27 protein-coding genes and 1 pseudogene are annotated in these 23,024 nt (G+C 74.1%); 15 read left to right on the top strand and 13 right to left on the bottom strand.

Features of this window, described 5'->3' with window-relative positions:
- The first annotated feature begins 52 nt into the window (after positions 1-52).
- Together ACFZAU_RS29465 and ACFZAU_RS29470 are read left to right on the top strand one after the other, a co-directional pair.
- The gene (locus ACFZAU_RS29465; RefSeq protein WP_499611303.1) at positions 53-1,642 is read left to right on the top strand and encodes an MFS transporter; all 1,590 of its coding nucleotides are present in this window, start codon (positions 53-55) and stop codon (positions 1,640-1,642) included.
- Positions 1,643-1,679: 37 nt separating this feature from the next.
- A complete protein-coding gene (locus tag ACFZAU_RS29470) occupies positions 1,680-2,096 on the top strand; it encodes a PaaI family thioesterase (protein WP_500554628.1) in 417 nt (138 codons plus the stop codon).
- 60 nt (positions 2,097-2,156) lie between these two features.
- Here ACFZAU_RS29470 and ddaH read toward each other — a convergent pair whose 3' ends face one another.
- The 3 genes from ddaH to ACFZAU_RS29485 all read right to left on the bottom strand — a co-directional run bounded on the left by ddaH (position 2,157) and on the right by ACFZAU_RS29485 (position 4,652).
- Positions 2,157-3,050, bottom strand: coding sequence for a dimethylargininase (gene ddaH / locus ACFZAU_RS29475; protein WP_500554676.1), 894 nt, complete (start codon positions 3,048-3,050; stop codon positions 2,157-2,159).
- A gap of 67 nt (positions 3,051-3,117) precedes the next feature.
- Entirely contained in the window at positions 3,118-3,621 is a 504-nt protein-coding gene (locus ACFZAU_RS29480; RefSeq protein ID WP_500554629.1) for an Lrp/AsnC family transcriptional regulator, read from the bottom strand.
- 59 nt (positions 3,622-3,680) lie between these two features.
- Positions 3,681-4,652 carry a transcriptional regulator gene (locus tag ACFZAU_RS29485; RefSeq protein ID WP_500554630.1) on the bottom strand — a complete coding sequence of 324 codons (972 nt, stop codon included), beginning with the start codon at positions 4,650-4,652 and terminating at the stop codon, positions 3,681-3,683.
- A gap of 101 nt (positions 4,653-4,753) precedes the next feature.
- Between ACFZAU_RS29485 and ACFZAU_RS29490 the strand changes: the two genes are divergently transcribed.
- Positions 4,754-5,971 carry an MFS transporter gene (locus ACFZAU_RS29490; protein ID WP_500554631.1) on the top strand — a complete coding sequence of 406 codons (1,218 nt, stop codon included), beginning with the start codon at positions 4,754-4,756 and terminating at the stop codon, positions 5,969-5,971.
- Here ACFZAU_RS29490 and ACFZAU_RS29495 read toward each other — a convergent pair.
- From ACFZAU_RS29495 to ACFZAU_RS29515, 5 genes are all read right to left on the bottom strand, one after another.
- The gene (locus ACFZAU_RS29495) at positions 5,922-6,611 is read right to left on the bottom strand and encodes an alpha-ketoglutarate-dependent dioxygenase AlkB family protein (protein ID WP_500554632.1); all 690 of its coding nucleotides are present in this window, start codon (positions 6,609-6,611) and stop codon (positions 5,922-5,924) included. The genes ACFZAU_RS29490 and ACFZAU_RS29495 overlap by 50 nt on opposite strands.
- On the bottom strand, positions 6,608-7,441 hold the full coding sequence (locus ACFZAU_RS29500) for an Ada metal-binding domain-containing protein (RefSeq protein WP_500554633.1): 834 nt from the start codon (positions 7,439-7,441) through the stop codon (positions 6,608-6,610). The genes ACFZAU_RS29495 and ACFZAU_RS29500 overlap by 4 nt, the downstream gene beginning before the upstream one ends.
- The gene (locus ACFZAU_RS29505) at positions 7,438-8,190 is read right to left on the bottom strand and encodes a 2OG-Fe(II) oxygenase (RefSeq protein WP_500554634.1); all 753 of its coding nucleotides are present in this window, start codon (positions 8,188-8,190) and stop codon (positions 7,438-7,440) included. The genes ACFZAU_RS29500 and ACFZAU_RS29505 overlap by 4 nt, the downstream gene beginning before the upstream one ends.
- Positions 8,187-8,702 (bottom strand): methylated-DNA--[protein]-cysteine S-methyltransferase, encoded by a 516-nt coding sequence (locus ACFZAU_RS29510; protein WP_500554635.1) that lies wholly within the window; start codon positions 8,700-8,702, stop codon positions 8,187-8,189. The genes ACFZAU_RS29505 and ACFZAU_RS29510 overlap by 4 nt, the downstream gene beginning before the upstream one ends.
- A 125-nt stretch (positions 8,703-8,827) precedes the next feature.
- The gene (locus tag ACFZAU_RS29515) at positions 8,828-10,312 is read right to left on the bottom strand and encodes an AlkA N-terminal domain-containing protein (protein WP_500554636.1); all 1,485 of its coding nucleotides are present in this window, start codon (positions 10,310-10,312) and stop codon (positions 8,828-8,830) included.
- A 98-nt stretch (positions 10,313-10,410) separates the two neighbouring features.
- Here ACFZAU_RS29515 and ACFZAU_RS29520 point away from each other — a divergent pair.
- A pseudogene (locus ACFZAU_RS29520) lies at positions 10,411-10,931 on the top strand (hypothetical protein).
- 96 nt (positions 10,932-11,027) lie between these two features.
- Positions 11,028-11,999: a YihY/virulence factor BrkB family protein gene (locus tag ACFZAU_RS29525; RefSeq protein WP_500554637.1), complete on the top strand. Its 972-nt coding sequence runs from the start codon at positions 11,028-11,030 to the stop codon at positions 11,997-11,999.
- A 75-nt stretch (positions 12,000-12,074) separates the two neighbouring features.
- On the opposite strand, the gene ACFZAU_RS29530 is transcribed toward ACFZAU_RS29525, so the two are convergent.
- Together ACFZAU_RS29530 and ACFZAU_RS29535 are read right to left on the bottom strand one after the other, a co-directional pair.
- Entirely contained in the window at positions 12,075-13,169 is a 1,095-nt protein-coding gene (locus tag ACFZAU_RS29530; protein ID WP_500554638.1) for an NAD-dependent epimerase/dehydratase family protein, read from the bottom strand.
- A gap of 187 nt (positions 13,170-13,356) precedes the next feature.
- Positions 13,357-14,523 carry a MalY/PatB family protein gene (locus ACFZAU_RS29535; protein WP_500554639.1) on the bottom strand — a complete coding sequence of 389 codons (1,167 nt, stop codon included), beginning with the start codon at positions 14,521-14,523 and terminating at the stop codon, positions 13,357-13,359.
- Positions 14,524-14,672: 149 nt separating this feature from the next.
- Here ACFZAU_RS29535 and ACFZAU_RS29540 point away from each other — a divergent pair, with 149 nt between their 5' ends.
- The gene (locus tag ACFZAU_RS29540; protein ID WP_500554640.1) at positions 14,673-15,329 is read left to right on the top strand and encodes a class I SAM-dependent methyltransferase; all 657 of its coding nucleotides are present in this window, start codon (positions 14,673-14,675) and stop codon (positions 15,327-15,329) included.
- Positions 15,330-15,398: 69 nt separating this feature from the next.
- Here ACFZAU_RS29540 and ACFZAU_RS29545 read toward each other — a convergent pair whose 3' ends face one another.
- Positions 15,399-16,511: an SRPBCC family protein gene (locus tag ACFZAU_RS29545; protein WP_500554641.1), complete on the bottom strand. Its 1,113-nt coding sequence runs from the start codon at positions 16,509-16,511 to the stop codon at positions 15,399-15,401.
- Positions 16,512-16,515: 4 nt separating this feature from the next.
- Complete coding sequence (locus ACFZAU_RS29550; RefSeq protein ID WP_500554642.1) at positions 16,516-17,283, bottom strand: histone protein; 768 nt, start codon at positions 17,281-17,283, stop codon at positions 16,516-16,518.
- A 112-nt stretch (positions 17,284-17,395) separates the two neighbouring features.
- Between ACFZAU_RS29550 and ACFZAU_RS29555 the strand changes: the two genes are divergently transcribed.
- Genes ACFZAU_RS29555 through ACFZAU_RS29590 form a run of 8 tightly spaced genes read left to right on the top strand, consistent with a single transcriptional unit; the run spans position 17,396 to position 21,144 of the window.
- Positions 17,396-17,734, top strand: a complete 339-nt coding sequence (locus ACFZAU_RS29555; RefSeq protein WP_500460161.1) for a gas vesicle protein GvpO — start codon at positions 17,396-17,398, stop codon at positions 17,732-17,734.
- 27 nt (positions 17,735-17,761) lie between these two features.
- The gene (locus tag ACFZAU_RS29560; RefSeq protein ID WP_500554643.1) at positions 17,762-18,235 is read left to right on the top strand and encodes a gas vesicle structural protein GvpA; all 474 of its coding nucleotides are present in this window, start codon (positions 17,762-17,764) and stop codon (positions 18,233-18,235) included.
- Positions 18,236-18,237: 2 nt separating this feature from the next.
- Positions 18,238-18,951, top strand: coding sequence for a GvpL/GvpF family gas vesicle protein (locus tag ACFZAU_RS29565; protein ID WP_500554677.1), 714 nt, complete (start codon positions 18,238-18,240; stop codon positions 18,949-18,951).
- 17 nt (positions 18,952-18,968) lie between these two features.
- Positions 18,969-19,223, top strand: coding sequence for a gas vesicle protein GvpG (locus ACFZAU_RS29570; protein ID WP_500554644.1), 255 nt, complete (start codon positions 18,969-18,971; stop codon positions 19,221-19,223).
- 14 nt (positions 19,224-19,237) lie between these two features.
- A complete protein-coding gene (locus ACFZAU_RS29575) occupies positions 19,238-19,708 on the top strand; it encodes a gas vesicle protein (protein ID WP_500554645.1) in 471 nt (156 codons plus the stop codon).
- Entirely contained in the window at positions 19,701-20,537 is an 837-nt protein-coding gene (locus ACFZAU_RS29580) for a GvpL/GvpF family gas vesicle protein (protein ID WP_500554646.1), read from the top strand. Before ACFZAU_RS29575 ends, ACFZAU_RS29580 begins: the two co-directional genes overlap by 8 nt.
- Positions 20,534-20,749, top strand: a complete 216-nt coding sequence (locus ACFZAU_RS29585) for a gas vesicle protein (RefSeq protein WP_500554647.1) — start codon at positions 20,534-20,536, stop codon at positions 20,747-20,749. The genes ACFZAU_RS29580 and ACFZAU_RS29585 overlap by 4 nt, the downstream gene beginning before the upstream one ends.
- Positions 20,746-21,144 carry a gas vesicle protein K gene (locus tag ACFZAU_RS29590; RefSeq protein ID WP_499611595.1) on the top strand — a complete coding sequence of 133 codons (399 nt, stop codon included), beginning with the start codon at positions 20,746-20,748 and terminating at the stop codon, positions 21,142-21,144. The genes ACFZAU_RS29585 and ACFZAU_RS29590 overlap by 4 nt, the downstream gene beginning before the upstream one ends.
- Positions 21,145-21,172: 28 nt before the next feature.
- Here the strand turns inward: ACFZAU_RS29590 and ACFZAU_RS29595 are convergent, their stop codons facing one another.
- On the bottom strand, positions 21,173-21,937 hold the full coding sequence (locus tag ACFZAU_RS29595) for a YqjF family protein (RefSeq protein ID WP_500554648.1): 765 nt from the start codon (positions 21,935-21,937) through the stop codon (positions 21,173-21,175).
- A gap of 459 nt (positions 21,938-22,396) precedes the next feature.
- Between ACFZAU_RS29595 and ACFZAU_RS29600 the strand changes: the two genes are divergently transcribed.
- Positions 22,397-22,852, top strand: a complete 456-nt coding sequence (locus ACFZAU_RS29600; protein WP_499611598.1) for an ATP-binding protein — start codon at positions 22,397-22,399, stop codon at positions 22,850-22,852.
- Positions 22,853-23,024 lie beyond the last annotated feature (172 nt).

Genomic DNA, 23,024 nt, shown 5'->3' on the forward strand with positions numbered 1-23,024 from the left:
CACCCCCAGAGCTAGGTTCGAAAGTCGAACTCAGCGGGAAAGGGAACAGCTGATGACGAGCCCGAGCGCCGCCACGCACCAGGCCGTGAGCGTGGGAGCGACCGACGCCACGAGCACCCCGAGGACGCCGGATCCGGAAGAGGGGAGGAGGCGCTGGATCGGCTTCGTCGTCGCGAGCCTCGGCCAGATGGCGATGTTCGTGAACATCACCCAGACCACCGCCGTCCTCGCCCCCCTCCAGCAGGACCTGCGGGTGTCCGGCGCCCAGCTGGTCTGGATCGCCGGGATCTACTCGATGATGGTCGCCAGCTTCGTGCTGTCCGCCGGGACCGTCGGCGACCGCCTCGGCCGGCGGCGCGTCTTCGCCCTCGGCGTGCTGCTGCTCGGCGGCGGCAGCCTCGTCACCTCGCTGGCCTCGGGCGCCACCGGCGTCATCGTGGGCCAGGCCCTGATGGGCCTCGGCGGCGCCGCCATCCTGCCGAACAGCCTGTCCCTGGTGACCCACATGTTCGCCGAGCCGCACGCCCGGACCCGGGCCGTCGGCATCTGGGTCGCCGTCTCGGGCATAGGCCTCGCCTTCGGCCCGGTGGCCGCGGGCCTGATCCTCGAGCGCTGGTCCTGGCACGCGGTGTTCCTGGTCAACGTCGTGCTGGCGGTGCTGGTCCTGGTGCTGACCCCCCGCTTCGTCACCGAGAGCAGGCAGCCCGGACGCCATCTCGACCCGCCCGGCCTCGTGCTCGCGGTCCTCGCCATCGGCGCGCTGAACTACGGCCTCGTCGAGGGCGGCCACACCGGCTTCGGCACCGGCCGCGCGATCACCGCCTTCGCGGTCGCCGCCGCCTCGCTCGTCGCCTTCGTCGTCCACGAGGCGCGGACCCGTACGCCCATGCTCAAGCTGCGGCTCTTCCGCGGCCGCTCCTTCGCCACGGCCAACGTCGTCGCGATGATCGCCCAGTACGCCTTCGTGGCCACCGCCTTCGCCCAGGTGCTGTACTTCGAGCGGATCCGGCACGAGTCGATCCTCGACGCGGGCCTGCTGCTCCTGCCGCTGATGGGCTCCTACGTGCTGGTCAGCTACGTGGCCGCGGGGATCGCACGCCGCATCGGCTTCAAGACGACCCTGGGCATCGGCGCCCTGCTCGCGGCTGCGGGTACCCTGCTGATGACGGCCCAGACGCCCACCTCGTCGACGGAGGTGATCGTGCTGCTGATGGCGCTGTTCGGTGCCGGCGCGGGTTTGGTCCTGCCGCCGAGCACGGCCGTGGCCGTCATCAGCGTTCCGCACACCGACGGCGGCATGGCCAGCGGTACCGTCAACCTCTTCCGGCAGGTCGGCGGAACGCTCGGCGCGACCGTCACGGGCACCGTGCTGACCAGCGGCCTCGCGTCCCGTCTGCCCGGCGAACTCGCCGACCGCGGTGTCCCCTCCGGCGTCGCCGGCCAGGTGACCGAGGCCGTCGGCACCGGCGCGCAGGGTTCCGCGCTGCCGGCCGCGCTCCGCGACACCGTCACCGCCGCCGTCGGCGACGCCTTCACCGGGGCGCTGCACCTGGCCGTGCTCATCCCCGGAGTGGGCCTGGCGGCCGCCGCCGTCGCGGCCCTCGTCCTCGTCGGCAGCCGACCGGCTCCCCAGGCCCACTGACCCTGCCCACGGCACCGGACGACAGGAAGGAAGCACGATGACGGAGAGGAAGGACCCCGACCTCGATCCGGAAGCCGCCGGAGCCTTCCTGCGCGCCGTCGGGCTGCGGTTCGACACGATCAGCGCCCAGGAGGTCACCGCCCACCTGGAGGCCACGGAGGAGCACCACACCCCGTGGGGGATCACCCACGGCGGCCTCTACTCCACCGTCATCGAGAGCGTGGCCAGCGTCGGCGCCTCCTACGCGGTGCGGTCCGAGGAACGGTTCGCCGTCTGCGTCGGCAACCAGGCGGACTTCCTGCTCCCGTACGTCAGGGGCCGCCTCGACGTCCGCGGCACCCCCCTGCAGCAGGGCCGGAGCCTGCAATTGTGGCTGGTGGTGATCACCGACGCCGCGGGCCGCCCGATCGCCCGCGGCCAGGTACGCCTGTTCAACCGGTCCCTGCCCGCGTGACCCCGGCCGGGGGCCGCGGGCGGGGACCGTGCACGGAGCCGCGGGCGGCGGTCCCGCGGCTCACACCGCCGGGCGGAGCTCCTGCGTACAGCACTTGATGCCCCCGCCGGCCTTGTGGAACTCCGTGAGGTCGACGGGGACGGGCACGTAGCCCCGCCCGGCGAGCTGCTCGACCAGCCCCGTCGCGGCGGGCGCCACGAACACGTGCCGCCCGTCCGACACCGAGTTGAGGCCGAACGCCAGCGCGTCGTCCGCGGTGGCGACGACCGCGTCCGGGAACATCCGGCGCAGCACCTCACGGCTCCCGGGGGAGAACGCCCCCGGGTGGTACGCGATGTTCGCCGGGCCGCCGCCGGCACCGTCGTCGAGGACGAACAGCGCGGTGTCCAGGTGGTAGAAGCGGGGGTCCACCAACTGCAGGCCGATCGTCGGCACGCCGAAGAACTCCTGCACCTCGACGTGTGCCGCCCGGACGGTGCGGAAGCCCGTACCGGCGAGCACGACCCCGCCGACCGGCACCAGGTCGCCCTCCCCCTCGCAGACCGGCACCGGGCGGTGCACCGGGTAACCGGCCGCCTTGAACCAGGCCGCGTACTCGTCGGCCTCCGGGCGGCGTTCGGGCGCGTGGAAGGACGAGCCGAACACCCGCCCCTCGACCACGAGCGCGGAGTTGGCGGCGAACACCATGTCGGGCAGCCCCGGGACGGGCTCGACGGACTCCACCGTGTGACCGTGCTCCCGGTAAGACCGCACCAGCGCGGCCCACTGCCCCCGGGCCAGCGCGGTGTCGACCCGCACGCCCTCCCGCATCCACGGGTTGATCGCGTACCGCACGTCGAAGTGCTCCGGCGGGCAGACCAGATAACGCCGGGGGCGGGCCACACGGTTCTCGGGCACGGCGAACTCCTCCGCTTCCTGCGGGACGGCCGGGGGGAACGGCTCAACGGTAGGAATCGCGGGCCGCGCACGACAAGATCCGGGCGCTGCGCGCAGGCGCAGCGATGCTGCGTCGAGCGGCCCTTCAGCGCAGCTCCGCTGCGCCCTCCGCGGCGGACCGCCCCGCCCCCGCCTCCGGGCTCTCCGGCAGCAGGTGCGACAGCACCATGTAGCTGATCGTCTTCCGGATGAAGGGCTCGGTCCTGATCCGCTCCAGGACCTCCTCGAAGTGCCCGACGTCGGTGGCCCGGACGTGCAGCAGGGCGTCCGCGCCGCCCGTCACCGTCATCGCCGCCGTGATCTCCGGGTGGTTCCTGACGACCTCGGCCAGCCGCCGGGGCGGCGCCGCGCCCTCGCAGTACACCTCCACGTACGCCTCCGTGCGCCAGCCCAGCGCGGCGGGCCGGACCGTGGCGGTGAATCCGGTGATGACGCCGGACTCGCGCAGCCGGTCGACGCGCCGCTTGACGGCGGTGGCCGACAGGCCGATGTCCGCGCCGATCTCGGGGAAGCTCGTCCTGGCGTTCGCGATCAGGGCCGCGACGATCTTGCGGTCGAGCTCGTCGAACGGCACGGGTCTGTGGACCATGCCCGGTGCTCCTTCCCTCAGCCGTCCCGCCCGGCCGTTCAGCCGTCCCGCCGAGCCACTCAGCCGTCCCGCTGGGCCGCGACCAGGGCGTCGCCGGTCTCCGTCCGGTAGTAGAGCACGGAACGGCCCGCTCGCCGCCGCCGCACCAGACGGGCGTCCAGCAGCACCTTCAGATGACGCCCCACCGAGCCCAGCCCCTGGCCCGTCAGGGCGACCAGTTGCGTGGTGCTCAGCGGTGTTGCCAGCAGCACGAGGACCGCCGCACGCGCCGGGCCGAGCAGCGCGCCCAGCGCCTCGGGGACCGGCTGCCGGCCCGCCTCCGCCAGTGCCCCCGAGCACGGGTACACCACCGCGTACCGCACCGCGTCGTCCCAGGACACCCAGCCGGTCCGCGGGGTGACGGGCACGAACATCAGCCGGGCGCCGGACAGGTCGCGCGGCGGGTAGTCCCGCGTGTTGATCTGCAGGCGGCCCTCGCCGAGCCAGCGCATCCCCCGCCGCAGGTCGTCCAGCGCCTCCGCCCAGCCGCCGCGGCCCAACTGGGCGGTGCGCGCCACGATGTCGGCCTCGATGACCCGCCGGCGCCGCGGCCACTCCGGCAGCACCGTGTGCGTCCACACCCAGCCGACGACGTCCGCCGCGCGCTCCGGCAGGTCCGCGCGGCGCAGCAGATCGGGGAGCGGTCCGCCGAGCGACACGGTCAGATGCTCCCGGGCCGCGTCCGGCGGGGTCCGCCGGATCCGCTCCAGCTCCTCCTCGAAACCCGCACCCCCCTCCCCGGTGGGCGTGGGCGTGAGGAAGTCCGCGTTCCAGGTCCGCCCCAGGGCGGCGCGCACCAGCAGCCCGGTCACCGGGTCGGCGGCCAGCCGCTCCCGGTACGCGGGCAGGTGCGCGTCGAGCCAGCCGCGTTCCCCGGGGTGTGCGGCCGTGCCCCGGTCGAGCAGCTTCAGGGCCGCGATCGCCTCGGCCAGCGGGGAGACGACGAACCGGCTGCCCACCAGCGTCTCCGCGTCGACCAGCCACCAGCCCATGCCCCGCCCTCCTCAGCTTTCGCGCCTCGGGTGTGGCGCCTCGGGTTTCGCGCCTGTGCGAAACATTAACCGCCCCATCCGGCGGCCCCGAGACTCGGGCCATGCGCACCTACCAAGAGCTCTTCCGCACACGGGAGTTCACCCCGCTCTTCCTGGTCTCCACCGGACAGGTCGCCGCGCAGACGGTGAGCGGACTGGCCCTGAGCACCCTGGTCTACGACGCCACGGGATCGCCGCTGCTGTCCGCCGTCGCCATGTTCGGCCCGTCCCTCGCCCAGGTGGTGGGTGCGACGACCCTGCTGTCGGCGGCCGACCGGCTGCCGCCGCGCGCCGCGCTCACCGCGGTCGCCCTGCTCTTCGCCCTCGGCACCGCCGTACTGGCCGTCCCCGGGCTGCCGATCTGGGCCGTCTTCGTCATCCTGCCCGCCGAGGGCCTGGTGGCGTCCCTGGGCGGCGGCGTGCGCTACGGACTGCTCCACGAGATCCTCCCCAAAGGCGGCTTCCTGCTGGGCCGTTCCGTGCTGAACATGGCGACCGGCACCATGCAGGTCTGCGGCTTCGCCGCCGGCGGCCTGCTGCTGGCCGCCCTGTCCCCGCGCGGGATCCTGCTCGCCGGCGCGGCCCTCTACCTCGCGGCCGCGGCGGCCGCCCTGACCGGACTGCGCGCCAGGCCCCCGCGGGCGGGCGGCCGCCCCTCCGCGGCCGAGACCTGGCGGACCAACGCCCTGCTCTGGTCCGCCCGGCCGCGCCGCTACGTGTACCTCGCGCTCTGGGTGCCCAACGGCCTGATCGTCGGCTGCGAATCGCTGTTCGTGCCGTACGCGCCCGACCACGCCGGACTGCTCCTGGCGGCGGCCGCGTGCGGCATGCTCGCCGGCGACACCCTGGCCGGCCGGTTCGTCCCGCCGTGGTGGCGGGAGCGCGCGGGGGCGGCGCTGCGGCTGCTGCTCGCCGCCCCCTACCTCGTCTTCGCCCTGCACCCGGCGCTGCCGCTCGCGGCGGCCGTCGTCGCCCTGGCCTCCGTCGGCTACGCGGCCGGCCTGCTGCTGCAGGAACGGCTGATGGCCCTCACCCCGGACGAACTCAGCGGCCACGCCCTCGGGCTGCACTCCTCGGGCATGCTCGCCTGCCAGGGACTGGGCGCCGCCCTGGCCGGGGCCGTCGCCCAGCACACCTCCCCGGCGACCGCGATGACGGTCATGGCCGCCGTCTCCGTCGCCGTCACCCTCGTGCTCGCCCCCGGCCTGCGCCCGGGCACCGCGGACGCCGTCAAGGACGCCGCGCCGGCCCCCGGGGCGTCCCGTCGTCCAGTCCCGTGACCCGCATCGTGATGTTCAGCCGGCCGGAGGCGAGACCGGTGTCCGGGTCGCCCGTGCCCGGGTGCACCTTCGGCACCGCGTGGTAGGCGAAGCGGGACGGGCCGCCGAAGACGAACAGGTCGCCCGAGGCCAGTTCCAGGTCCGTGTACGGGCGGTTGCGGTTCTCGGTGTTGCCGAAGCGGAAGACGCAGGAGTCGCCGATGGTGAGCGACACGACGGGGGCGTCGCTGCGTTCGTCCTTGTCCTGGTGCATGCCGAGCCTGGCGTCGCCGTCGTAGAAGTTGATCAGCGCGGTGTCCGGGGTGTAGCCGTCGCCCGCCGCCGGGTCCTCGTACGCCGCGACCAGGGCCCGGCGGCCCAGCGCCACCATCCAGTCGGGGAACGGGGCCACCCGGGCGCCGTTCACGTCGTCCGCGGTCCGGGTGTACCGGTACGGCTGCCAGTGCCATCCGACGCAGACCGTGCGGACGGACATCACCCCGCCGCGGGGCAGCCGGGTGTGCCGGATCGGCACCGGGCCCATCGCCCAGGCACGGCACGCGACGACCAGTTCCCGCTGCTCGTCCAGGGTGAGCCAACCCGGCACGTGCACCGCGCCCGGCGCCACCCGCATGCGCGGACGGGGGATGAGCGCGCTCACCGGGCGCCGCCCGTCCACGGCGTGGCCGTCACCCAGCCCCGGTCCACGCGCCACGTCCCGCCGTCGGCGGCCGCGCCGCGCAGGCCCTGGAGCGTACCCGCCCCCGCCGCGGCCACCACGCGCGCGTCGGCGAGGGAGGCGAAGCCGTACGTACGCGCCGGGTCCCACGGCGTGCTGTGCCGCAGCCGGCGGGCCAGTTGCGCCCACCCGGCCGGTGCCGCGGCCACCACCCAGGCGTCCGGGGCGGGCGCGGTGAGCCGCCGAGCGGCCCGCAGCCAGGACGCCGCCCGTTCGGGCCAGTCCACGACGGCCACGACGGTGCCGCCCGACGCGCGCCACTCCGCGGCGAACGCGCCGGCGGCGGCACACGAGGCGGCGTCCCGGCTGTGGCCGACGGCGACGACCCGCACGCGGGGGCGGGCGTCACCGAGCAGGCCGAGCAGGGCGGTGAGTTCGGCCCCGGTGTGCGGCCGCGGCCCCGGCACGCCGTCGAGCACGGCCAGGTCGTCGGGCGGAAGCAGCGGCGAGGCCGCTGCCTCGGCGGGTGCGCCGGGGTGGGTCATGGCGTTCCGCTCCGTCGGTGTCGCCTTCCATTGTCGGTACCGCTCCGGCAGGCAGCGGGCGCAGGGCCGGTAGCCCGCGGCGAGCGCCGCCGCCTCGTCCGCGAAGAACACCCGCTCCCGCACGTAACCGCCGCGCGCGAGGGCCCGCAGGGCGGCCGGGCAGTCCAGGCGGCCGTACAGCCGGCCGCGCCGGTGCCCGCCCAGCGTCCCCGGGACCGCGCTGCGGTAGGGCAGTTTGTCCGGGCCGGTCAGCACGTACCGCGTCACGCCGCGTCGTGGAAGACCAGGCCCAGGGTGTGTCGGCGGCCCTCGCGCACGGTGCTCACCCCGTGCCGCATCGGGCCGGCGGACCAGCCGCGGGCCGAGCGCACGGGCCGGTCGCGGGTGGTGAAGACCAGCGCGTGGCCCTGGGGCAGGGTGGTGGACGAGCCCCGGGTCTGTGCCCGCGGCCGCTGCTCCGTCATCAGGAACTCGCCGCCGGTGTAGTGCTCGCCGGGGACGTCGAGCCCGATCACGACCTGGAGCGGGAAGACGAGGTCCCCGTACAGGTCGCGGTGGAGGGCGTTCCAGTCGCCCGCCCCGTAGCGCAGCAGGATCGGTGTCGGGCGGGTCTGCCCCGCTGCGTGGCACGCCGCCAGCCACTCGTCGAGGGTGTCCGGCCAGGGCGCGGGCTGCCGCAGCCGGGCGGCCCAGTCGCGGGCGACCGGCAGCAGACGCGGGTAGAACGCCGCCCGCAGGGCCCGCACGGGCTCGGGGACGGGGTACGCGAAGTAGCGGTACTGTCCCGAGCCGAAGCGGTGCCGTGCCATGTCGACGGTCGAGCGGAACCGCCCGGGCTCGTCGTAGAGCGCGGCGACCGCCCGGCACTCGGCGGGGGAGAGGACGGGGCGGGCGGTCAGGGCGCTGCCGTGGGCGTCGAGTCCGGCGGTCAGCGCGGCCCAGTCCTCGGTCTCGACCCGCTCGTGGAAGGGGGGCGCCGGATGCGTCGCGGCGTTGGTCACGGCCGTCGTCCTCATGCCGTCCCGCGCCCGGCCTCGAGGTCCAGTAGCAGTCGTTTGCGTTCCACCCCGCCCGCGTAGCCGGTGATCGCGCCCTTGGCGCCGATTACGCGGTGGCAGGGACGGACGACCAGCAGTGGGTTGCGGCCGATCGCGGTGCCGACCGCGCGCGACGAGGTCCGCGGGATGCCCATCGCCTCGGCGACGCCCGCGTAGGTGAGCGTCGTGCCGTAGCCGATGGTCTCCAGGGTCTTCCACACCTGCTGCTGGAAGGCGGAGCCCGCGGCGGTGAACTCGATCTCGAAGTCCGTCAGTTCACCGGCGAAGTACGCCCGCAGTTGGCGGGTGATCTCGGTGAACGCGGCGTGGTCGGCGCGCGCTCCGTCCGCGAGGTCCGCGGCGACGAGGCCGCCCTTCTGGTCCGGCACCGACAGCGAGGAGAGCGCGGTGCCGCCCTTCGCGGTCGGTGACTCCTCGCCGACCAGCAGCAGTTCGCCCAGCGGGCTGTCGAGCGTCGTGTAGACCGTCATCGGTCCTTCCCTTTCTCACACCTTCAGTGACATCCACGATTCTGCGGCGGTTCGTCACCGATGTCCGGCGGGATTCGGACGTCGCATTCCCGCCGTCCCACCCCTGCGGATCGCGCCCGTGCCGGTCAACCGGCGCTCCACAGCAGGTGCATCGCGTAGCTGCGCCACGGCCGCCAGCCCTCGGCGTCCTCCAGCGGGACGCCGGCACGCGCGGCCCCCGCGCGCACCGCGACGTCGCCCTCCAGCAGTACGTCGGGATCGCCCAGGGCGCGCATCCGGATGTAGCCGGCCGTCCACGGCCCGATGCCGTGCAGCGCGAGCAGGTCCTTCTCGGCGCCGTCGCGGTCCGTGCCCGGGTCGAGGACGACGTCGCCGTCGACGAGCGCGCGGGCCAGACCCCGCAGCGTCTCCCGCCGGGCCCGCGGCATGCCGACCGCCTCCAGGGACGCCCCGGCGAGCGCGTCCGCGTCGGGGAACAGATGGGTCAGGCCGCCGCTCGGCGCCGTCAGCGGTTCGCCGTGGGCGGTGACCAGCGCCGCGCCGAGCCGCCGCCCCGCCGCCACGGTGACCTGCTGTCCCAGCACCGCGCGCACCGCGAGTTCGTGCGGGTCGGCGGCCCCGGGGGCGCGCAGACCCGGGCGGTTCCGGGCCAGGGCCCCCATCGACGGGTGTGCGGAGAGCCGTTCGGCGACCGCGTACGGATCGGCGTCGAGGTCGAACAGGCGCCGCACGCGTTCCGTTCCGGTGGTCAGGTCGCGCAGCGCGGCCAGGTGCAGCCGGCATTCGAGCCAGTCGCCGCCCCGGCCGGCCGCCTCCTCGACCTCGGCGACCGCCGGTCCGTGCGGCAGCCGGAGGGTGCGCCGGTAGACCCTCCCGCCCGGAGGGCCGGTGATCTCCTCGACGCCGGCGATCGCCCGCGCCGCCAGATAGTCGAAGACCCGCCCGGTGTCGTACGGCCCCCGGTACGCCAGCCGCAGCGGAACCCCGGCCGCGGCGTCGGCGGGGGCGTGGGCGTGGCGGGCGGGGCGCGCCTGCCGCAGCGCGGTCGGCGTGAGCGCGTACACCTCGCGGACCGTGTCGTTGAACTGCCTTACGCTCGCGAAACCGGCCGCGAAGGCGATCTCCGCGGCCTGCATGTCGGTGGTCTGCAGCAGGATCCGCGCGGTGTGCGCACGTTGCGCCCGCGCCAGGGCGATCGGGCCGGCCCCCACTTCGGCGTTGAGCTGCCGCTGCACCTGCCGCGCGCTGTAGCCGAGTCGCGCGGCCAGCCCCGCGACGCCCTCCCGGTCGACGACGCCGTCCCCGATCAGCCGCATCGCGCGTCCCACCACGTCGGCCCGCGCGTTCCACGCCGCGGAGCCCGGCACCGCGTCCGGGCGGCACCTGCGGCAGGCCCGGAAGCCCGACCCCTGGGCGGCCGCGGCGGTGCGGAAGAACCGGACGTTGCGCCGTTTGGGCGTCACCGCCGGGCAGCTGGGGCGGCAGTAGATCCCCGTCGTCGTCACCGCGAAGAAGAACTCGCCGTCAAAGCGGGCGTCGCGGCTGCACACCGCCTCGTACCTGCTGTCCTCGCCGGTCGTCTCGCTCGTCACCCCTCCACTGTGCGGCATCGCGGGGGCGGGCCGCTGGCGGGTTTCGGACGTCGCGTTTCCCCGGATCCGCGACGGCGTGCCGTGCGCGCCCCGGCCGCCCCGCCCATCCTTGAGAGGTGACAGCCGGCTCCTCCCCCCAGGAGGCCACGGCCCCGGAGGCGCCCGCGACCGGCCGCGCCAACTACACGGGCGCCGTCTACGGATCGCTGCTGGCCGCCTCGGTGGTGGCCGGTGCCGGCTCGGCGGGCCCGTACCCGCGGCTGGAGCTGGTGCTCCTGCTGATCTGCACCGGACTGGTGTTCTGGGTCGCGCACGTCTACGCGGGCTTCGTCGGCGACCGGCTGCGCGGGGGCGGGGTCACCCGGCGCGAGATCCGCCGTGTGTGCGTCCGCGAGTGGCCGATCGTGCAGGCGGCGCTGCTGCCGGCGGCGGCCGTCGCGGTGAGCCCGCTGCTGGGGCTCGGACTGGGGGCACGGCCTGGCTGGCCCTGTCCGTCGCCGTCGCCCAGCAGGTCGGATGGGCCGGTGCCGCCGTCGTCCGCGTGGGTGCGTCCCGCTGGGAGGTGGTGTCGGCGGGGTTCGTGAACCTGGTGCTGGGACTGGTCATCGTGGCGGCGAAGGTCGCGCTCCAGCACTGAGCGGCGGCGCCGGACGTGCGCCGCGGCCTGTTGCCGTATGGACTGGTTTGTCCGTGTTTCCTGTGGGGCAGGTGTGCCCCGAGGCGGTGAACGCGCATGGCTCGCCACACGCAGGGCGCTGCCCGCAAGCCCACCGAGCTCCCCCAGGAGTCCTGGCGCGTGGTGCTCCGGCGCACGGTGAAGGAGTTCTGGGCGGACCATTTGACCGACTGGGCCGCGGCGCTGACCTACTACGCCGTGCTGTCGGTCTTCCCCGTCCTCCTCGTCCTGGCGTCGGTCGTCGGCCTGCTCGGCAGCCCCAGCGTCGAACCCCTGATCGCGAACGCCGGCGACCTCGCGCCGGGACCGGTCCGCGACACGCTGACCGGCGTGCTCGGCCGGCTGCAGCACGGCGTCGGCCGGGGAGGGCTCGCCCTGGCCGTCGGCGTCGTGGTCGCCGTGTGGTCGTCCTCCGGCTACGTGGCGACCTTCATACGGGCCGCCAACGCCCTCTACGACATCGACGAGGGCAGGCCGCTGTGGAAGACCCTGGCCGGCAGGTTCGTCATCCCCGTGGTGCTGCTGGCCGTCACGGCGCTCATCGCGATCGGCGTGGTGTTCACCGGGGCCCTCGCCCGCAGGGCGGGCCAGGTGCTGGGCGTCGGTGACGCCGCGCTCGCGGTCTGGAGCGTCGTCAAGTGGCCGGTGATGCTGGTGCTGTTCGGACTGGTGCTCGCGCTGCTGTACTGGGCGGCCCCCAACGTGAGGCACGGCGGCTTCCGCTGGGTGAGCGCCGGCAGCGCCCTGGCCGTGGCCATCTGGGCGGCGGCATCGGCGCTCTTCAGCCTGTACGTGTCCAACTTCGCCCACTACAACCGGCTGTACGGGAGCCTGGCGGCGATCATCGTCTTCCTCGTCTGGCTGTGGATCTCGAACATCGCCGTCCTGCTCGGCCTGGAGTTCAACGCGGAACTCGAAAGGGCCCGGACCATGCCGGACGGCGGCCCCGACGACGACGGCCCGGACGACCGGGTGCCCAAGGCAGAACCGCAGGACACCGAACGCCTCCACGCCGACGACGGGCCGTGACGGGAGACCGTGGCGCGGTGACGGGAGGCCGCGGCGCGGTGACGGGAGGCCGTGGTGGCGTGCCCGTCCCCGCCCTCACGGCCGTGAGCCGACACGGGTCGCCACCTCGTGGAGCCGGCCGCCCGCCCCGCCCGGCGCCAGCGGGGCGGTCGAGGTGTCACCCGCGCCCTCACGCAGCCCCGCCAGGAACTCCCCGATCGCCTCGGTGGCGGTGCGACGGGGCTCCCAGCCCAGCTCGCGACGGGCCCGGCCGGTGTCCAGCAGGGGCAGCCTGACCACGGCGTCGAACAGACCCGGTGACGCCGGCACCAGGTGCAGCCACCACGCCCCGGCCAGCGCCGCCCGCACCGCCCCGCGCGGCACGCGGACGACCTGTGCCCCGAGCAGCGCCGCGAGTTCACCCGCGTCCAGGGGCGGATCGGCCGCCAGGTTGAAGGCGCCGCGTACGGGACGGTGCAGCGCGAGCCGGTAGGCCTCGGCCGCGTCGTCGGAGTGCAGCGCCTGGAAACGCAGACCCGGCAGGTCAGGGACGACCGGCACCAGGTGCGGCCGTACGAGCCTGTTCGGCAGGAACGGCCCCGCGAACAAACGGCGTTGCTGGGCGGCCGACTCCCGCTTGAAGATGAAGCCCGGCCGCATGCGCACCACGCGCACCCGCGGGTGCTCCCGCTCGAAGGTGTCGAGGCAGCGCTCGACGTACGCCTTCTCCCGGCAGTACGCGGCCCCCGGCCAGCCGTGCGTGGGCCAGGACTCGTCGACCGGGTGCCGCTTGGGCCCCGGGGAGTACGCCGCCACCGACGAGGCGTGCACCAGGGCCGGCACACCGGCCTCCGCGGCCGCCTCGAAGACGCGGATGCCGCCCAGGACGTTGGTGCGCCACGTGATCGACGGGTCGTGGGTGGGCTGCAGCAGCCAGGCGAGGTGCACGACGGCGTCCGCGCCGCGCAGGTGCTCGGCCAGGCGCGTCCTGTCGTCGGCGATGTCCGCCTGCACCCACGTCGTGCGGGCGGGCCGCCAGTCCCGGGGGATCCTGCGGGCGATGCCGACGACGTGGGACACCGCCGGGTCGTCGCCGAGGGCCCGCACCAGGCTCGTCCCGACGTTTCCGGTCGCCCCGACCACCACGACGCGCAGGGCGCCGCCGTTGCCGGGTGCGGGGTCGTGCGTCACCGTCCTCGCCTCCCTGGGTCGCCGCCGGGAGCGTCCGGGGACCCGCCGACTGCCGGGCGCCCGGTCGCGGTGCCGGGTCCGGGTGGCCCCGGGTCCCGGCGGCATCGTCCGGTGTTTGCCTCGGTCCGTCGGGGCGACTACCCGGCGAGGGAGGTTTCAGACCTCGGCCCCGGGTGTCGCCCGGCCGTCAGCCGACCGCCTTGGCCATCCGGCGCACCGCCTCCGTGAGCACCTCGGGGGTCGTGGCGAGGTTCAGCCGCGCGTGCCCGTCGCCGCCCGTGCCGAAGGCGGGCCCCGCGCTGAGCGCGACCCGGCCGCGGTCGAGGAAGGCGGCGGCCGGGTCGTCGCCCAGGCCCAGCTCCCGGCAGTCCAGCCAGGCCAGATAGGTGCCGGGCGCCGGGGCGTAGCCGACCGCCGGCAGGTGCTCGGCCAGCAGCCCGGCGAGCAGCCGCCGGTTGCCGGCGAGGTCGTCCAACAGGGCGTCCAGCCAGGGCCCGCCCTCGCGCAGCGCCACCGTGTGCGCGATGACGCCCAGGTGGCTCGGCCCGTGTCCGACCTCCTCCGGCATGCGGGCCAGGTCGTCCGCCGCGGCGGGCCCGGCCAGGGCGAGCGCCGCCTTCAGCCCGGCCAGGTTCCACGCCTTCGACGCGGACATCAGCGACAGCCCGTCCTCGCCGCCGGGCACGCTCAGGTACGGCACGAACACCGCTTCCGCCGTCACCAGGGGCGCGTGGATCTCGTCCACCACCACCCGCACCCCGTACGAGCCGGCCAGCGCCGCCACCGCTGCCAGCTCGCCGGCGGTGTGCACCGTGCCGGTGGGGTTGTGCGGGCTGCACAGCAGGTAGGCGGCCCGGCGGCCGCCGCCGGTGGACCGGGCGAAGGCCGCCTCCAGCGCCGCGAGGTCCAGCCGCAGGCCGGGGCCGAGCGGGGCCTCCACCACCTGGCGGTCCATGTGCGCCACGAACTGGTAGAACGGCGGGTACACCGGGCAGTTGACGATCACCGGGTCCCCGGGACCCGTGACCAGCCGCAGCATCTCGACGACGCCCAGCATCACGTCGGGCACGATCGACGCGCGCTCCACGGCCAGGCCGTCCCAGCCCCACCGCTCACGCGCGAAGTCCGCCAGCGCCTCCGCGTACGCGGTGCCCACCGGATACCCGGTGTCGCCCGCCGCGACGGCCTCCGTGAGCGCCCGGGCCACGGGCCCGGCCAGCGGCACGTCCATCTCGGCGACCCACAGCGGCAGCACGTCCTCCGGGTGGGTACGCCACTTCATGCTCGTGCGGCGCCGCAACTGGTCGAGCGTGAGGCTGCGCAGCGGGTGCTCCTCACGCGACGTGATGTCCATGACACCCAACATAGGCGCGGACCCGCCGCCGGGGCAGAGGGCGGCGTGCGGACGTGTTGCCGAACCGGCAACAGGGCTTGCCCGGCGGGCGCGCCGGACCGCATGGTCGGGGGCAGGTCCACACCTGCGGCACAGAGGAGACGACATCCATGACGGACGGCACCACCGACGCGACCGGCGCCGGGACCGAGGCGGAGTTCTGGGACGCCCGGTACGCCGGGAGCGACCGCGTCTGGAGCGGCAACCCGAACAACGTCCTGGTCCGTGAGACCGGGAGCCTCAAGCCCGGCTCGGCGCTCGACCTGGGCTGCGGCGAGGGCGCCGACGCGGTCTGGCTGGCCCGGCAGGGCTGGCGGGTCACCGCCGTCGACATCTCGCGCGTCGCGCTGGAGCGGGCCGCCCGCCACGCGGAGGCGGAGGGCATCCCCGACGGCCTCATCGACTGGCAGCGCCACGACCTGGGCGAGACGTTCCCCGGGGGCACCTACGACCTCGTCTCCGCGCAGTTCCTGCACTCGCCGCACGACATGCCCCGCGAGCGCATCCTGCGCGCCGCCGCGGCGGCCGTGGCGCCCGGCGGAGTGCTGCTCGTCGTCGGGCACGCCGGATTCCCCGCCTGGGAGACCGATCCGCACCCGGAGGTGCACTTCCCGACGCCGCAGGAGGTGCTGGAGAGCCTCGGCCTCCCGGAGGGCGAGTGGGAGGTGGTGCTGACCGACGAGCACGAGCGCATCCAGAACGACCCCGACGGGCGGCCGACGACCCGCGTGGACAACACCCTGGAGATCCGCCGCCTGCCCCTCTGACACGCGACGCGGCGGGCCGTGGAGACCACGGTCCGCCGGCGCGCGTTGATCCGGGGGAGTGACGGGGCGTCATCGACGCGCGCCCTCGTACTCCTCCTCGTCCTCGTCCTCGTACTCCTCGTCCTCGTACTCCGGTTCCTCTTCGTCCTCCGGGTACTCCTCTTCCTCCTCCTCGTCCTCGGCTTGGCCGTCCTCTTCGTCCTCTTCCTCGTCCTCCGGCTCTTCCTCGTCCTCTGGCTCTTCCTCGTCCTCCGGCTCTTCCTCGTCCTCTGGCTCTTCCTCGTCCTCCGGCTCTTCCTCGTCCTCCGGCTCTTCCTCGTCCTCGGCGTACTCCTCGTCCTCCGCGCCCTCTTCGCCCTCTTCGGCCTCTTCGGCCTCCTCCGCTTCGAGGGCCTCCTCGTGCGTGCGCACGACCTCGCCGTCGCGGATCTCGCCGCGCCAGCCCTCGGGCTCCTCGTTGGTGAGCGAGACGTAACGCTGGAAGTGCTTGAAGTCGAGCCGCAACCGCCGGCCCTGGGCGCGCCAGATGTTGCCGGTCTTCTCGAACAGCCCGGAGGGGTAGTACTCGACGACGAGGACGATGCGGGTCAGCGTGGGCGTGAGTTCGTGGAAGCTGACGCTGCCGCGTGTGGTGCCCTTGGCGCCGTCGGAGTGCCAGACGATGCGCTCGTCCGGGACCTGCTCGACGACGGTGGCCTTCCAGCCGCGGGTCGAGGGGCCGACCTTGACCTTCCAGTCGCTCGACGTGTCGTCGCCCTTGGAGACGCTGCGCACGCCCTTGGTGAAGGCGCTGAACTTCTCGAACTGCGTCCAGTGGTCGTAGGCGAACCGGATCGGCACGCCGACGTCCTGGACCTCGACGATGTTCGTCACCTTCTGCGTCCCGGACTTGCGGCCCTTCCCCTTCTTGCCGCCGCCGAGCGCCTGCTTCGCCTTGTCGAGCACGCCGCCTCCGATGGCCTTGAGCGGTGATTCGCCTTGCAGCATCTTCAGGCCCGCCTTGGGGAGCACCCCGCCGCTCTCGGCCACACCCACCAACTGCTCGGTGAGGTCGGAGACTTTGTCGCCCGCCTTGTCGGCCAGGTTCCCCACCTGGGCGCCGACGAAGTCGGCGAGTTCGCCGCGCAGCAGGTCCAGGCCGGAGGCCTGGCCGTTACCGGTGTCCTGTGTCGTCCTGGCCATCGGGCTACCTCCGCCGTGTGGACGTCTTCTTGGCCGCCGCCTTCTTCGCCGGTGCCTTGCGCGCCGCTGTCTTGCCGGCGGGCGCGGAGGTCTTCTTCGCCGTGCGCTTCGCCGGTGCCGCGGTCTTCTTGGCCGTGCTCTTCTCGGCGGCGGCGGTCTTCTTCGCCGTCGGCTGCGCCTTCTTGGCGGGCGCCTTCTTCGCCGCCGGCTTGCGCTCGGGCTCACGCCGCGGCCTGGGCTGCGCGGCCCGGCGGCGGCTCGGCGGCTCCTCGTCGCCCTCGTCCTCTTCCTCGGCCTCGGCTTCCTCCTCCTCGTCCCCGGCTTCCGCTTCCTCGGGTTCCTCCTCCGCCCGGGAGCGGCGGCGGCGCCGGGACGTCGGCTTCTTCGGGGTCTCCTCTTCTTCCCCTTCTTCCGGTTCGTATTCCTCTTCCGTCCCCTCCTTCTCGTCGTGCTCCTTCTTGGCGCCGATGCGGGCCGTGCGGTCGTGCAACACGCCCGCCAGATCTGCCAGCTTGCGGTCCGCGGCCGCGCTGACGGCCTTGCGGCCGGCGTTCATCAGCTCGCCGCGCAGCTGCTCGTTGAGGTCGGCGATCTGGGGTACGTCCTGGAGCTTGCGAATACCCTCGGTGACCAGTTGTTGCGGATCGAGTCCGGCGCGGCGACCAGCGAGGAAGGTCGCCATGGCGAACGCGAGACGCCCCTTCTTGGCGCGACCGAGCACGTAGCCACCGGCGACTGCGGCGGCAAGAGCGATCTTGGTCGTGTCCTTCATCAGTCGTTCCCTTCGGAAAGCGACTCGGCGCCGCACACATGTTGTGGGGTGTATATGCTGAAATAGTACGTTTCTTAGTGGGGGTGGCGCTCCTCCGGAACCGGAGAAGGGGATGGCCGCAAGCGACAGGAACGCCCGGGGCAAGGGCACCAGGCGCGGCCGGGACGACGAACGTGCGGAGCGGCCGCGCAAGCGCTCCGCCGCATGGGCGATGCGTTCCGCGGCCGATCAGCTCTTCGAACTCCTCGGCCGCAGGCCGGAGTCCGTGTCGGCGGTCAGACCCGTCGACGAAGGCTGGGAAGCGGACGTCGAGGTGCTGGAGTTGGAGCGGGTGCCCGAGACCACCAGCGTGATGGCCACCTATCACGTGAAGCTCGACGAGGAGGGCGACCTGGTGGCGTACGAACGCACCCGCCGTTACACGCGGGGGCAGATCGACCGGCGCTTCTGAGACGACGAGGCGATGAAGGGAGGCGCCATGACCGTGGTGCCGCAGGGTGGCGGCAACATCTCCAGGGGCGGTACGGGAAGCCTCTACGACGTCCTGGAGCTCATCCTGGACCGAGGGCTCGTCATCGACGTCTTCGTCCGCGTGTCGCTGGTGGGCATCGAGATCCTGAAAATCGACGCCCGCATCGTCGTGGCCAGCGTCGACACGTACCTGCGTTTCGCCGAGGCGTGCAACCGCCTCGACCTGGAGTCCGGCCGCAAACAGCCCGCCCAGCTCACGGACATCGTGGGCGAGATCACCGAGGGCGGCGCGAAGGGCAAGTCCAAGGGCGCGCTCTCCGGTGCCGTGGAAGCCGTCACCGGAGCCCTGAAGGGCGACGACCAGGACGAGGAGGACGAGTACGAGGAGGAGCCGGAAGAGGAGGAGGAAGCGGAGTACGAGGAGGAGCCCCGACCACAGCGCAGGAGCACCAGGCGGGCCTCCCGGCGGGAGAGGGAATGACCATGGCCGTCTACGTCTACTCCATCACCTCGAAGGACCACCCGGTGCGGCTGGAGGGCCTCAAGCCCGTCGGCGGGTCGGCCGAGCCGTTGCGGACGGTGACGAACGGCGACCTCTGCGCCGTCGTGAGCGAGGCCCCTCCCGACCTGCGCCCCCGGCGCAGGGACGTGCTCGCCCACCAGGAGGTCCAGGAACGGCTGATGGCCGACGGCGCGGTGCTGCCGCTGCGGTTCGGCTTCACGGCACCCGACGAGGACGCCGTGCGCGGCGTGCTGGAGGACCGCGCGGAGGAGTTCCGGGAACAGCTGAAGAACCTGGAGGGCTGCGCCGAGTACCACCTGAAGGTCTCGTGGGACGAGGACTCCCTGCTGCGCCGGATCCTCGACGAGAACGACGAGGCACGGCGCCTGAACGAGGAGATCCGGGGTGGCGCCGGCTCCCCCGACATGCCGCTGATGCTGGGCGAGCTGATCTCCAACGAGGTGCAGGCCCGCCAGCAGGCGCTCGGCGCGGGCATCGTCGAGGCGCTGCGCCCCTTCGTCCGCGACGACGTGGCCACCGCGGCCGGCGGACAGGACTTCCTCAGCGTCTCCTTCCTCGTGGACGACAGCAAGGAGGAGATGTTCCTCGCCACCCAGCTGAGCCTGGCCAACCAGGTGGGCGAGGAGTGCGACTTCCGGCTGCTCGGACCGCTGCCGCCCTACAGCTTCGTGTGACGGGGCGAGGAGGCCTCATGGGACTGTTCACACAGATCGTCACCCTCCCCCTGGCGCCGGTGCGCGGGGTCGGCTGGGTCGTCGAGCGTGTACTGGAGGCCGCCGAGCAGGAGTACTACGACCCCGAGCCCGTGGAACGCGAACTCGCCGCCCTGGAGAAGGAACTCCTCGCCGGCCGGATCGACGAGGAGACCTTCGGGGAGCGCGAGGAGGTACTGCTCGACCGCCTCGAGGAGATCGCGGCCTTCCGGCGCGGTGAGGCCGCGCCCTGAGACGAGGTGACGCTGTGACGGATTCCCCGGCCGGCCGGCTCGGTTCGTACCCCACGAGGGCCGCTCCCCAGCCGTCCGCCTACGGGCAGGGGTCCTCGGCCAACCTGGCGGACATCCTGGAACGCGTCCTGGACAAGGGCATCGTCATCGCCGGCGACATCCAGATCAACCTGCTCGACATCGAACTGCTCACCATCAAGCTGCGTCTGCTGGTGGCCTCCGTCGACAAGGCCAAGGAGATGGGCATCGACTGGTGGGAGCACGACCCGTCGCTCTCCTCGCGTGCCCACGGCGAGAGTTCGCTCGCCGCGGAGAACCGGCGGCTGCGCGAGGAGGTCGAGGCGCTGAGGGAAGGGCGCGAGCTGTCGGAGGCACGGGAGCTGACGGACACCCCGAGCGGCAGCGTGGCCTCCCGCCACCGCACGCGCTCCTCCTCGGCGACGCACGGCCGCCGCGGCGGCACCAGGGCGGACGACGATGGATGACCGGGTCAGCTACGCATACGCCGTGCTCCGTGACGGGGGCGTGCCGGCGGGCGCGATGGAGGCGCTGACGGGCGTCGCGGCCGCCCCCGTACGGCTGGTGACGTCCGGTCCACTGGCCGTCGCCGTCAGCCCGGTGCCCGCCGCGGACTTCCACGAGGACGCCCTGCGGCGGCACCTGGAGGACCTGGACTGGCTGGAGGCCGTCGCCCGCGCCCACCACACCGTCATCGAGGCGCTCTCGGCGCACACCACCGTGCTGCCGCTGCGGCTCGCCACGGTCTACCTCGACGACGAACGCGTCCGCCAGGTGCTGCGGGACGACGACGCGGCGTTCACGGACGTCCTGGAGCGGCTGACCGGCCACCTCGAATGGGGCGTCAAGGTCTACGTGGACGCCCCGGCGGCGGCCGCCGGGCCCGCCGGCGCCGCCGACGACCTCAGCCCGGGCCGCGCCTACCTGAGGGCCCGCCACGCCCAGCGGCACTCCCGCGACGAGGCCTACCGTGCGGCGGAGGAAGCCGCCGCACGCGTCGTGGCGATCGGCCGCGAACTGGCCGCGGGGCACGCCCGGCACCGTGTGCAGCAGGGCCGGCTCGCCGCCGGCGCGGGGGAGAACGTGCTCAACGACGCCTTCCTCGTCGCGCACGCACGGGCCGAGGCCTTCCGCAGCCGCGCCCTCGCCGCCGGCGAAGGACTGCCCGGGGTGCGGGTCGACGTCACCGGCCCCTGGGCCCCGTACTCCTTCGCCGCCCTCCCCGGCACCCCGGGGCCCGCGGCGGATCAGGTGGATCAGGCGGACGACGCCGACCCGGCGGACGCGGCGCCATGACCGCGGCCGGCCGGGCCCCCGAACCGCTGGCGCAACGTCAGGTGGCCCTCGTCGACCTGCTCGACCGCCTCCTCAGCGGCGGAGTGGTCCTCACCGGCGACGTGGTGCTGTCCATCGCCGACATCGACCTCGTCCGCATCTCCCTGCGCGCGCTCATCGTCTCCATCAGCGAACGCAACCCCTCGCCGTGGGCCCCGGGGCCGGGCCCGTGACACCCCCGGCACGCCCCGGGGACGACCTTCCCCCGGACCGCCTCGGCGAGGTCGCGGACGCCGCCGCCCGCGCCTTCCGCCTGCTGCCCGCCGTCCCCCGCGACACCCCCTCGGCCCGTCCCGCGCGCCGGATCAGCACCGACCCGGACACCGTCGAACGCGACCTGATGAAGCTGGTCCTGACCCTTGTCGAGCTGCTGCGTCAGCTCATGGAGCGGCAGGCGCTGCACCGCGTCGACGCGGGCGACCTCACCGAGGACGAGGAGGAACGCCTCGGCGCCACCCTGATGATCCTCCACGACCGCATGACGGGCCTCTGCGCGCAGTACGGCCTGTCCATGTCCGACCTCAACCTCGACCTCGGCCCGCTGGGCACGCTCCTCCCGCCCGACTGAGCGGGCCCGCGGGGTCAGGGCGTGGGGGTCAGGGCGTGGGGATGCCGCCCGGCCGGGAGGGGCGGCCGAAGCGGACGGGGACGCCCGGCGAGTACAGGACGCTCACCGGCGGCCCCACCGGGGCGGGGAGTCCGGCGGCCGTGACCAGGGTCTCGTCGCATTCGAGGAGCTCGGCGCGGTGGAGGGGCCAGCGGGGGTGCGAGTTCGGCAGGTAGACCGGCCGCTCGAAGAAGGTGTTGTGCAGCCCCCAGCGCGCCGTGAGGAAGTGCTCCAGTTCGGTGGGCTCCGCGACGGGCTCGCCGACCCGGACGCCGATGCGGGAGTGCGCCCCGCGCGGGCCCGGCCAGCGGCGGGTGCTGGTGTACGTGAGGGTGTCGCCGTCTCGGCGGACGGCCATGCGCGACCACAGGTACGGCAGGCGGAACGCGGCGCGCGCGACCGCCACGGGTATCAGCCGGGAGGCGTCGAGCGAGCGGAAGACGACACCGCGCCGCCCGTGGGCGTCGACGGAGTACAGCCGTACGTTCGTCTCAGGGAAGGTCCCCAGGTAGGGGACACCGGGGAGGCGGAACCAGCCGACGCGGTGCATGCGGAAGGCGACGAGCCCCACGTAGGTGACGCCGTCGAGGGTGTCGGGAACGGTGCCCGCCGGCAGCAGCGGCGCGATGGCCGCCGGGTCGGCCGCCCAGTGGAGGAAGGCCAGGTCCAGCCACGACTGGGTGAGCAGCGGGGCGGTGCCGACGTCGGGCGGATCCGCCGTGATCGGTTCCGGGGTGGTCTGCGGGGGCGGCACCCGCCCAGCATCGCAGACGGGTCCGGGGCGCGGGTGACCGCGGGGGCCGCGCCGCAAGGGTCTCGACGCGTGTGACAACGAGGACGCGTTCCTTCCCGTCGCCGGCCGGTACGTGACGCACCGTCAAATGCCTGTGAGGCATGAGCCGAAGGCGTCCGGGCCGCCTCCCCGTGCGGCCAGCCGCTCGCCCCCGTACTGCGACACCGCTCCCGGCCGACCGCTCCTCGACGGGCACCGCGCAGTCCGTGCGCCGCGGGCCGCCCGGCCCCCCCGCCCCCGCCGGTACGGGCCCCGGAGGGGCGCCGGGCCACTCCTGTGACACGTGGGGTTCAGGAGGTCACGGCGGGGTACACCATGGAGGCGGGTCCCGGGGCCCCGCATCCGTTGGGGACGGACAGGGGGCCCTTCCCCATACCGGTGACGCTGCGGAGCAGCCCTTCGGCGTGGGGAGCGATGGAGATGACGCACTGGTACGCCACCTCGTCACCTGCCGCTCGTACCGAGCTGTACGTGTACGTGTGCGAGCTGGAGCACCGGGCCGTGGCCGTCGCCGTCGCGCGACGCAGCGCACGCACCGTGCTGACCGGCTGGTCCGTGCCGGAGGACGCGGTCCACGACGCCGTCCTGGTCGTGTCGGAACTGGTCACCAACGCCGTCGAGCACGCGCTGCCACCGGTCGCCCTGCGCCTGCGGCTGCGCCGCGGCGAGGTGGACGGCACGGCGATCATCCGCGTCGAGGTCTCGGACGGCGGACCCGCGCCGCGGCACGGCGCCTGGGCCGCCAGCTGCGGCCCGGGCGAGCACGGCCGCGGGGCCGCCATCGTCGACGGCCTCGGCATCGGTTCCGGCATCGGTTCCGGCTTCGGCGCGCGCAGCCGCGGCAGCGCCCGCTGGGCCGAGCTGCCGGCCGCCTGACCTGGTCGTACGCCCCCCCCCGGGCCGGTCATCCCTGCCGCCGGATATCCGTGAATGAATTTGCTTACGCGAATTTTGTCCGGAAGAAAACGAAATACCCTTATGTTGAGATCGCCCAGAGGCAGGGCTGTCGTGGTCGCACCCGGCCCGGGTGCGGGAAGGGAGGCACCCG

The organism is Streptomyces sp. NPDC008238 (assembly GCF_042956445.1).
In the GTDB taxonomy this organism is placed as follows: Bacteria; Actinomycetota; Actinomycetes; order Streptomycetales; family Streptomycetaceae; genus Actinacidiphila.

Excerpts from the sequence above, each read along its gene's own strand:
- ACFZAU_RS29465 (WP_499611303.1), top strand. The coding sequence starts at position 53 with ATGACGAGCCCGAGCGCCGCCACGCACCAGGCCGTGAGCGTGGGAGCG.
- ACFZAU_RS29470 (WP_500554628.1), top strand. The coding sequence starts at position 1,680 with ATGACGGAGAGGAAGGACCCCGACCTCGATCCGGAAGCCGCCGGAGCC.
- ACFZAU_RS29480 (WP_500554629.1), bottom strand. The coding sequence starts at position 3,621 with ATGGTCCACAGACCCGTGCCGTTCGACGAGCTCGACCGCAAGATCGTC.
- ACFZAU_RS29485 (WP_500554630.1), bottom strand. The coding sequence starts at position 4,652 with ATGGGCTGGTGGCTGGTCGACGCGGAGACGCTGGTGGGCAGCCGGTTC.
- ACFZAU_RS29490 (WP_500554631.1), top strand. The coding sequence starts at position 4,754 with ATGCGCACCTACCAAGAGCTCTTCCGCACACGGGAGTTCACCCCGCTC.
- ACFZAU_RS29505 (WP_500554634.1), bottom strand. The coding sequence starts at position 8,190 with ATGAGGACGACGGCCGTGACCAACGCCGCGACGCATCCGGCGCCCCCC.
- ACFZAU_RS29510 (WP_500554635.1), bottom strand. The coding sequence starts at position 8,702 with ATGACGGTCTACACGACGCTCGACAGCCCGCTGGGCGAACTGCTGCTG.
- ACFZAU_RS29515 (WP_500554636.1), bottom strand. The coding sequence starts at position 10,312 with ATGCCGCACAGTGGAGGGGTGACGAGCGAGACGACCGGCGAGGACAGC.
- ACFZAU_RS29525 (WP_500554637.1), top strand. The coding sequence starts at position 11,028 with ATGGCTCGCCACACGCAGGGCGCTGCCCGCAAGCCCACCGAGCTCCCC.
- ACFZAU_RS29535 (WP_500554639.1), bottom strand. The coding sequence starts at position 14,523 with ATGGACATCACGTCGCGTGAGGAGCACCCGCTGCGCAGCCTCACGCTC.
- ACFZAU_RS29540 (WP_500554640.1), top strand. The coding sequence starts at position 14,673 with ATGACGGACGGCACCACCGACGCGACCGGCGCCGGGACCGAGGCGGAG.
- ACFZAU_RS29545 (WP_500554641.1), bottom strand. The coding sequence starts at position 16,511 with ATGGCCAGGACGACACAGGACACCGGTAACGGCCAGGCCTCCGGCCTG.
- ACFZAU_RS29550 (WP_500554642.1), bottom strand. The coding sequence starts at position 17,283 with ATGAAGGACACGACCAAGATCGCTCTTGCCGCCGCAGTCGCCGGTGGC.
- ACFZAU_RS29555 (WP_500460161.1), top strand. The coding sequence starts at position 17,396 with ATGGCCGCAAGCGACAGGAACGCCCGGGGCAAGGGCACCAGGCGCGGC.
- ACFZAU_RS29560 (WP_500554643.1), top strand. The coding sequence starts at position 17,762 with ATGACCGTGGTGCCGCAGGGTGGCGGCAACATCTCCAGGGGCGGTACG.
- ACFZAU_RS29565 (WP_500554677.1), top strand. The coding sequence starts at position 18,238 with ATGGCCGTCTACGTCTACTCCATCACCTCGAAGGACCACCCGGTGCGG.
- ACFZAU_RS29570 (WP_500554644.1), top strand. The coding sequence starts at position 18,969 with ATGGGACTGTTCACACAGATCGTCACCCTCCCCCTGGCGCCGGTGCGC.
- ACFZAU_RS29580 (WP_500554646.1), top strand. The coding sequence starts at position 19,701 with ATGGATGACCGGGTCAGCTACGCATACGCCGTGCTCCGTGACGGGGGC.
- ACFZAU_RS29585 (WP_500554647.1), top strand. The coding sequence starts at position 20,534 with ATGACCGCGGCCGGCCGGGCCCCCGAACCGCTGGCGCAACGTCAGGTG.
- ACFZAU_RS29600 (WP_499611598.1), top strand. The coding sequence starts at position 22,397 with ATGACGCACTGGTACGCCACCTCGTCACCTGCCGCTCGTACCGAGCTG.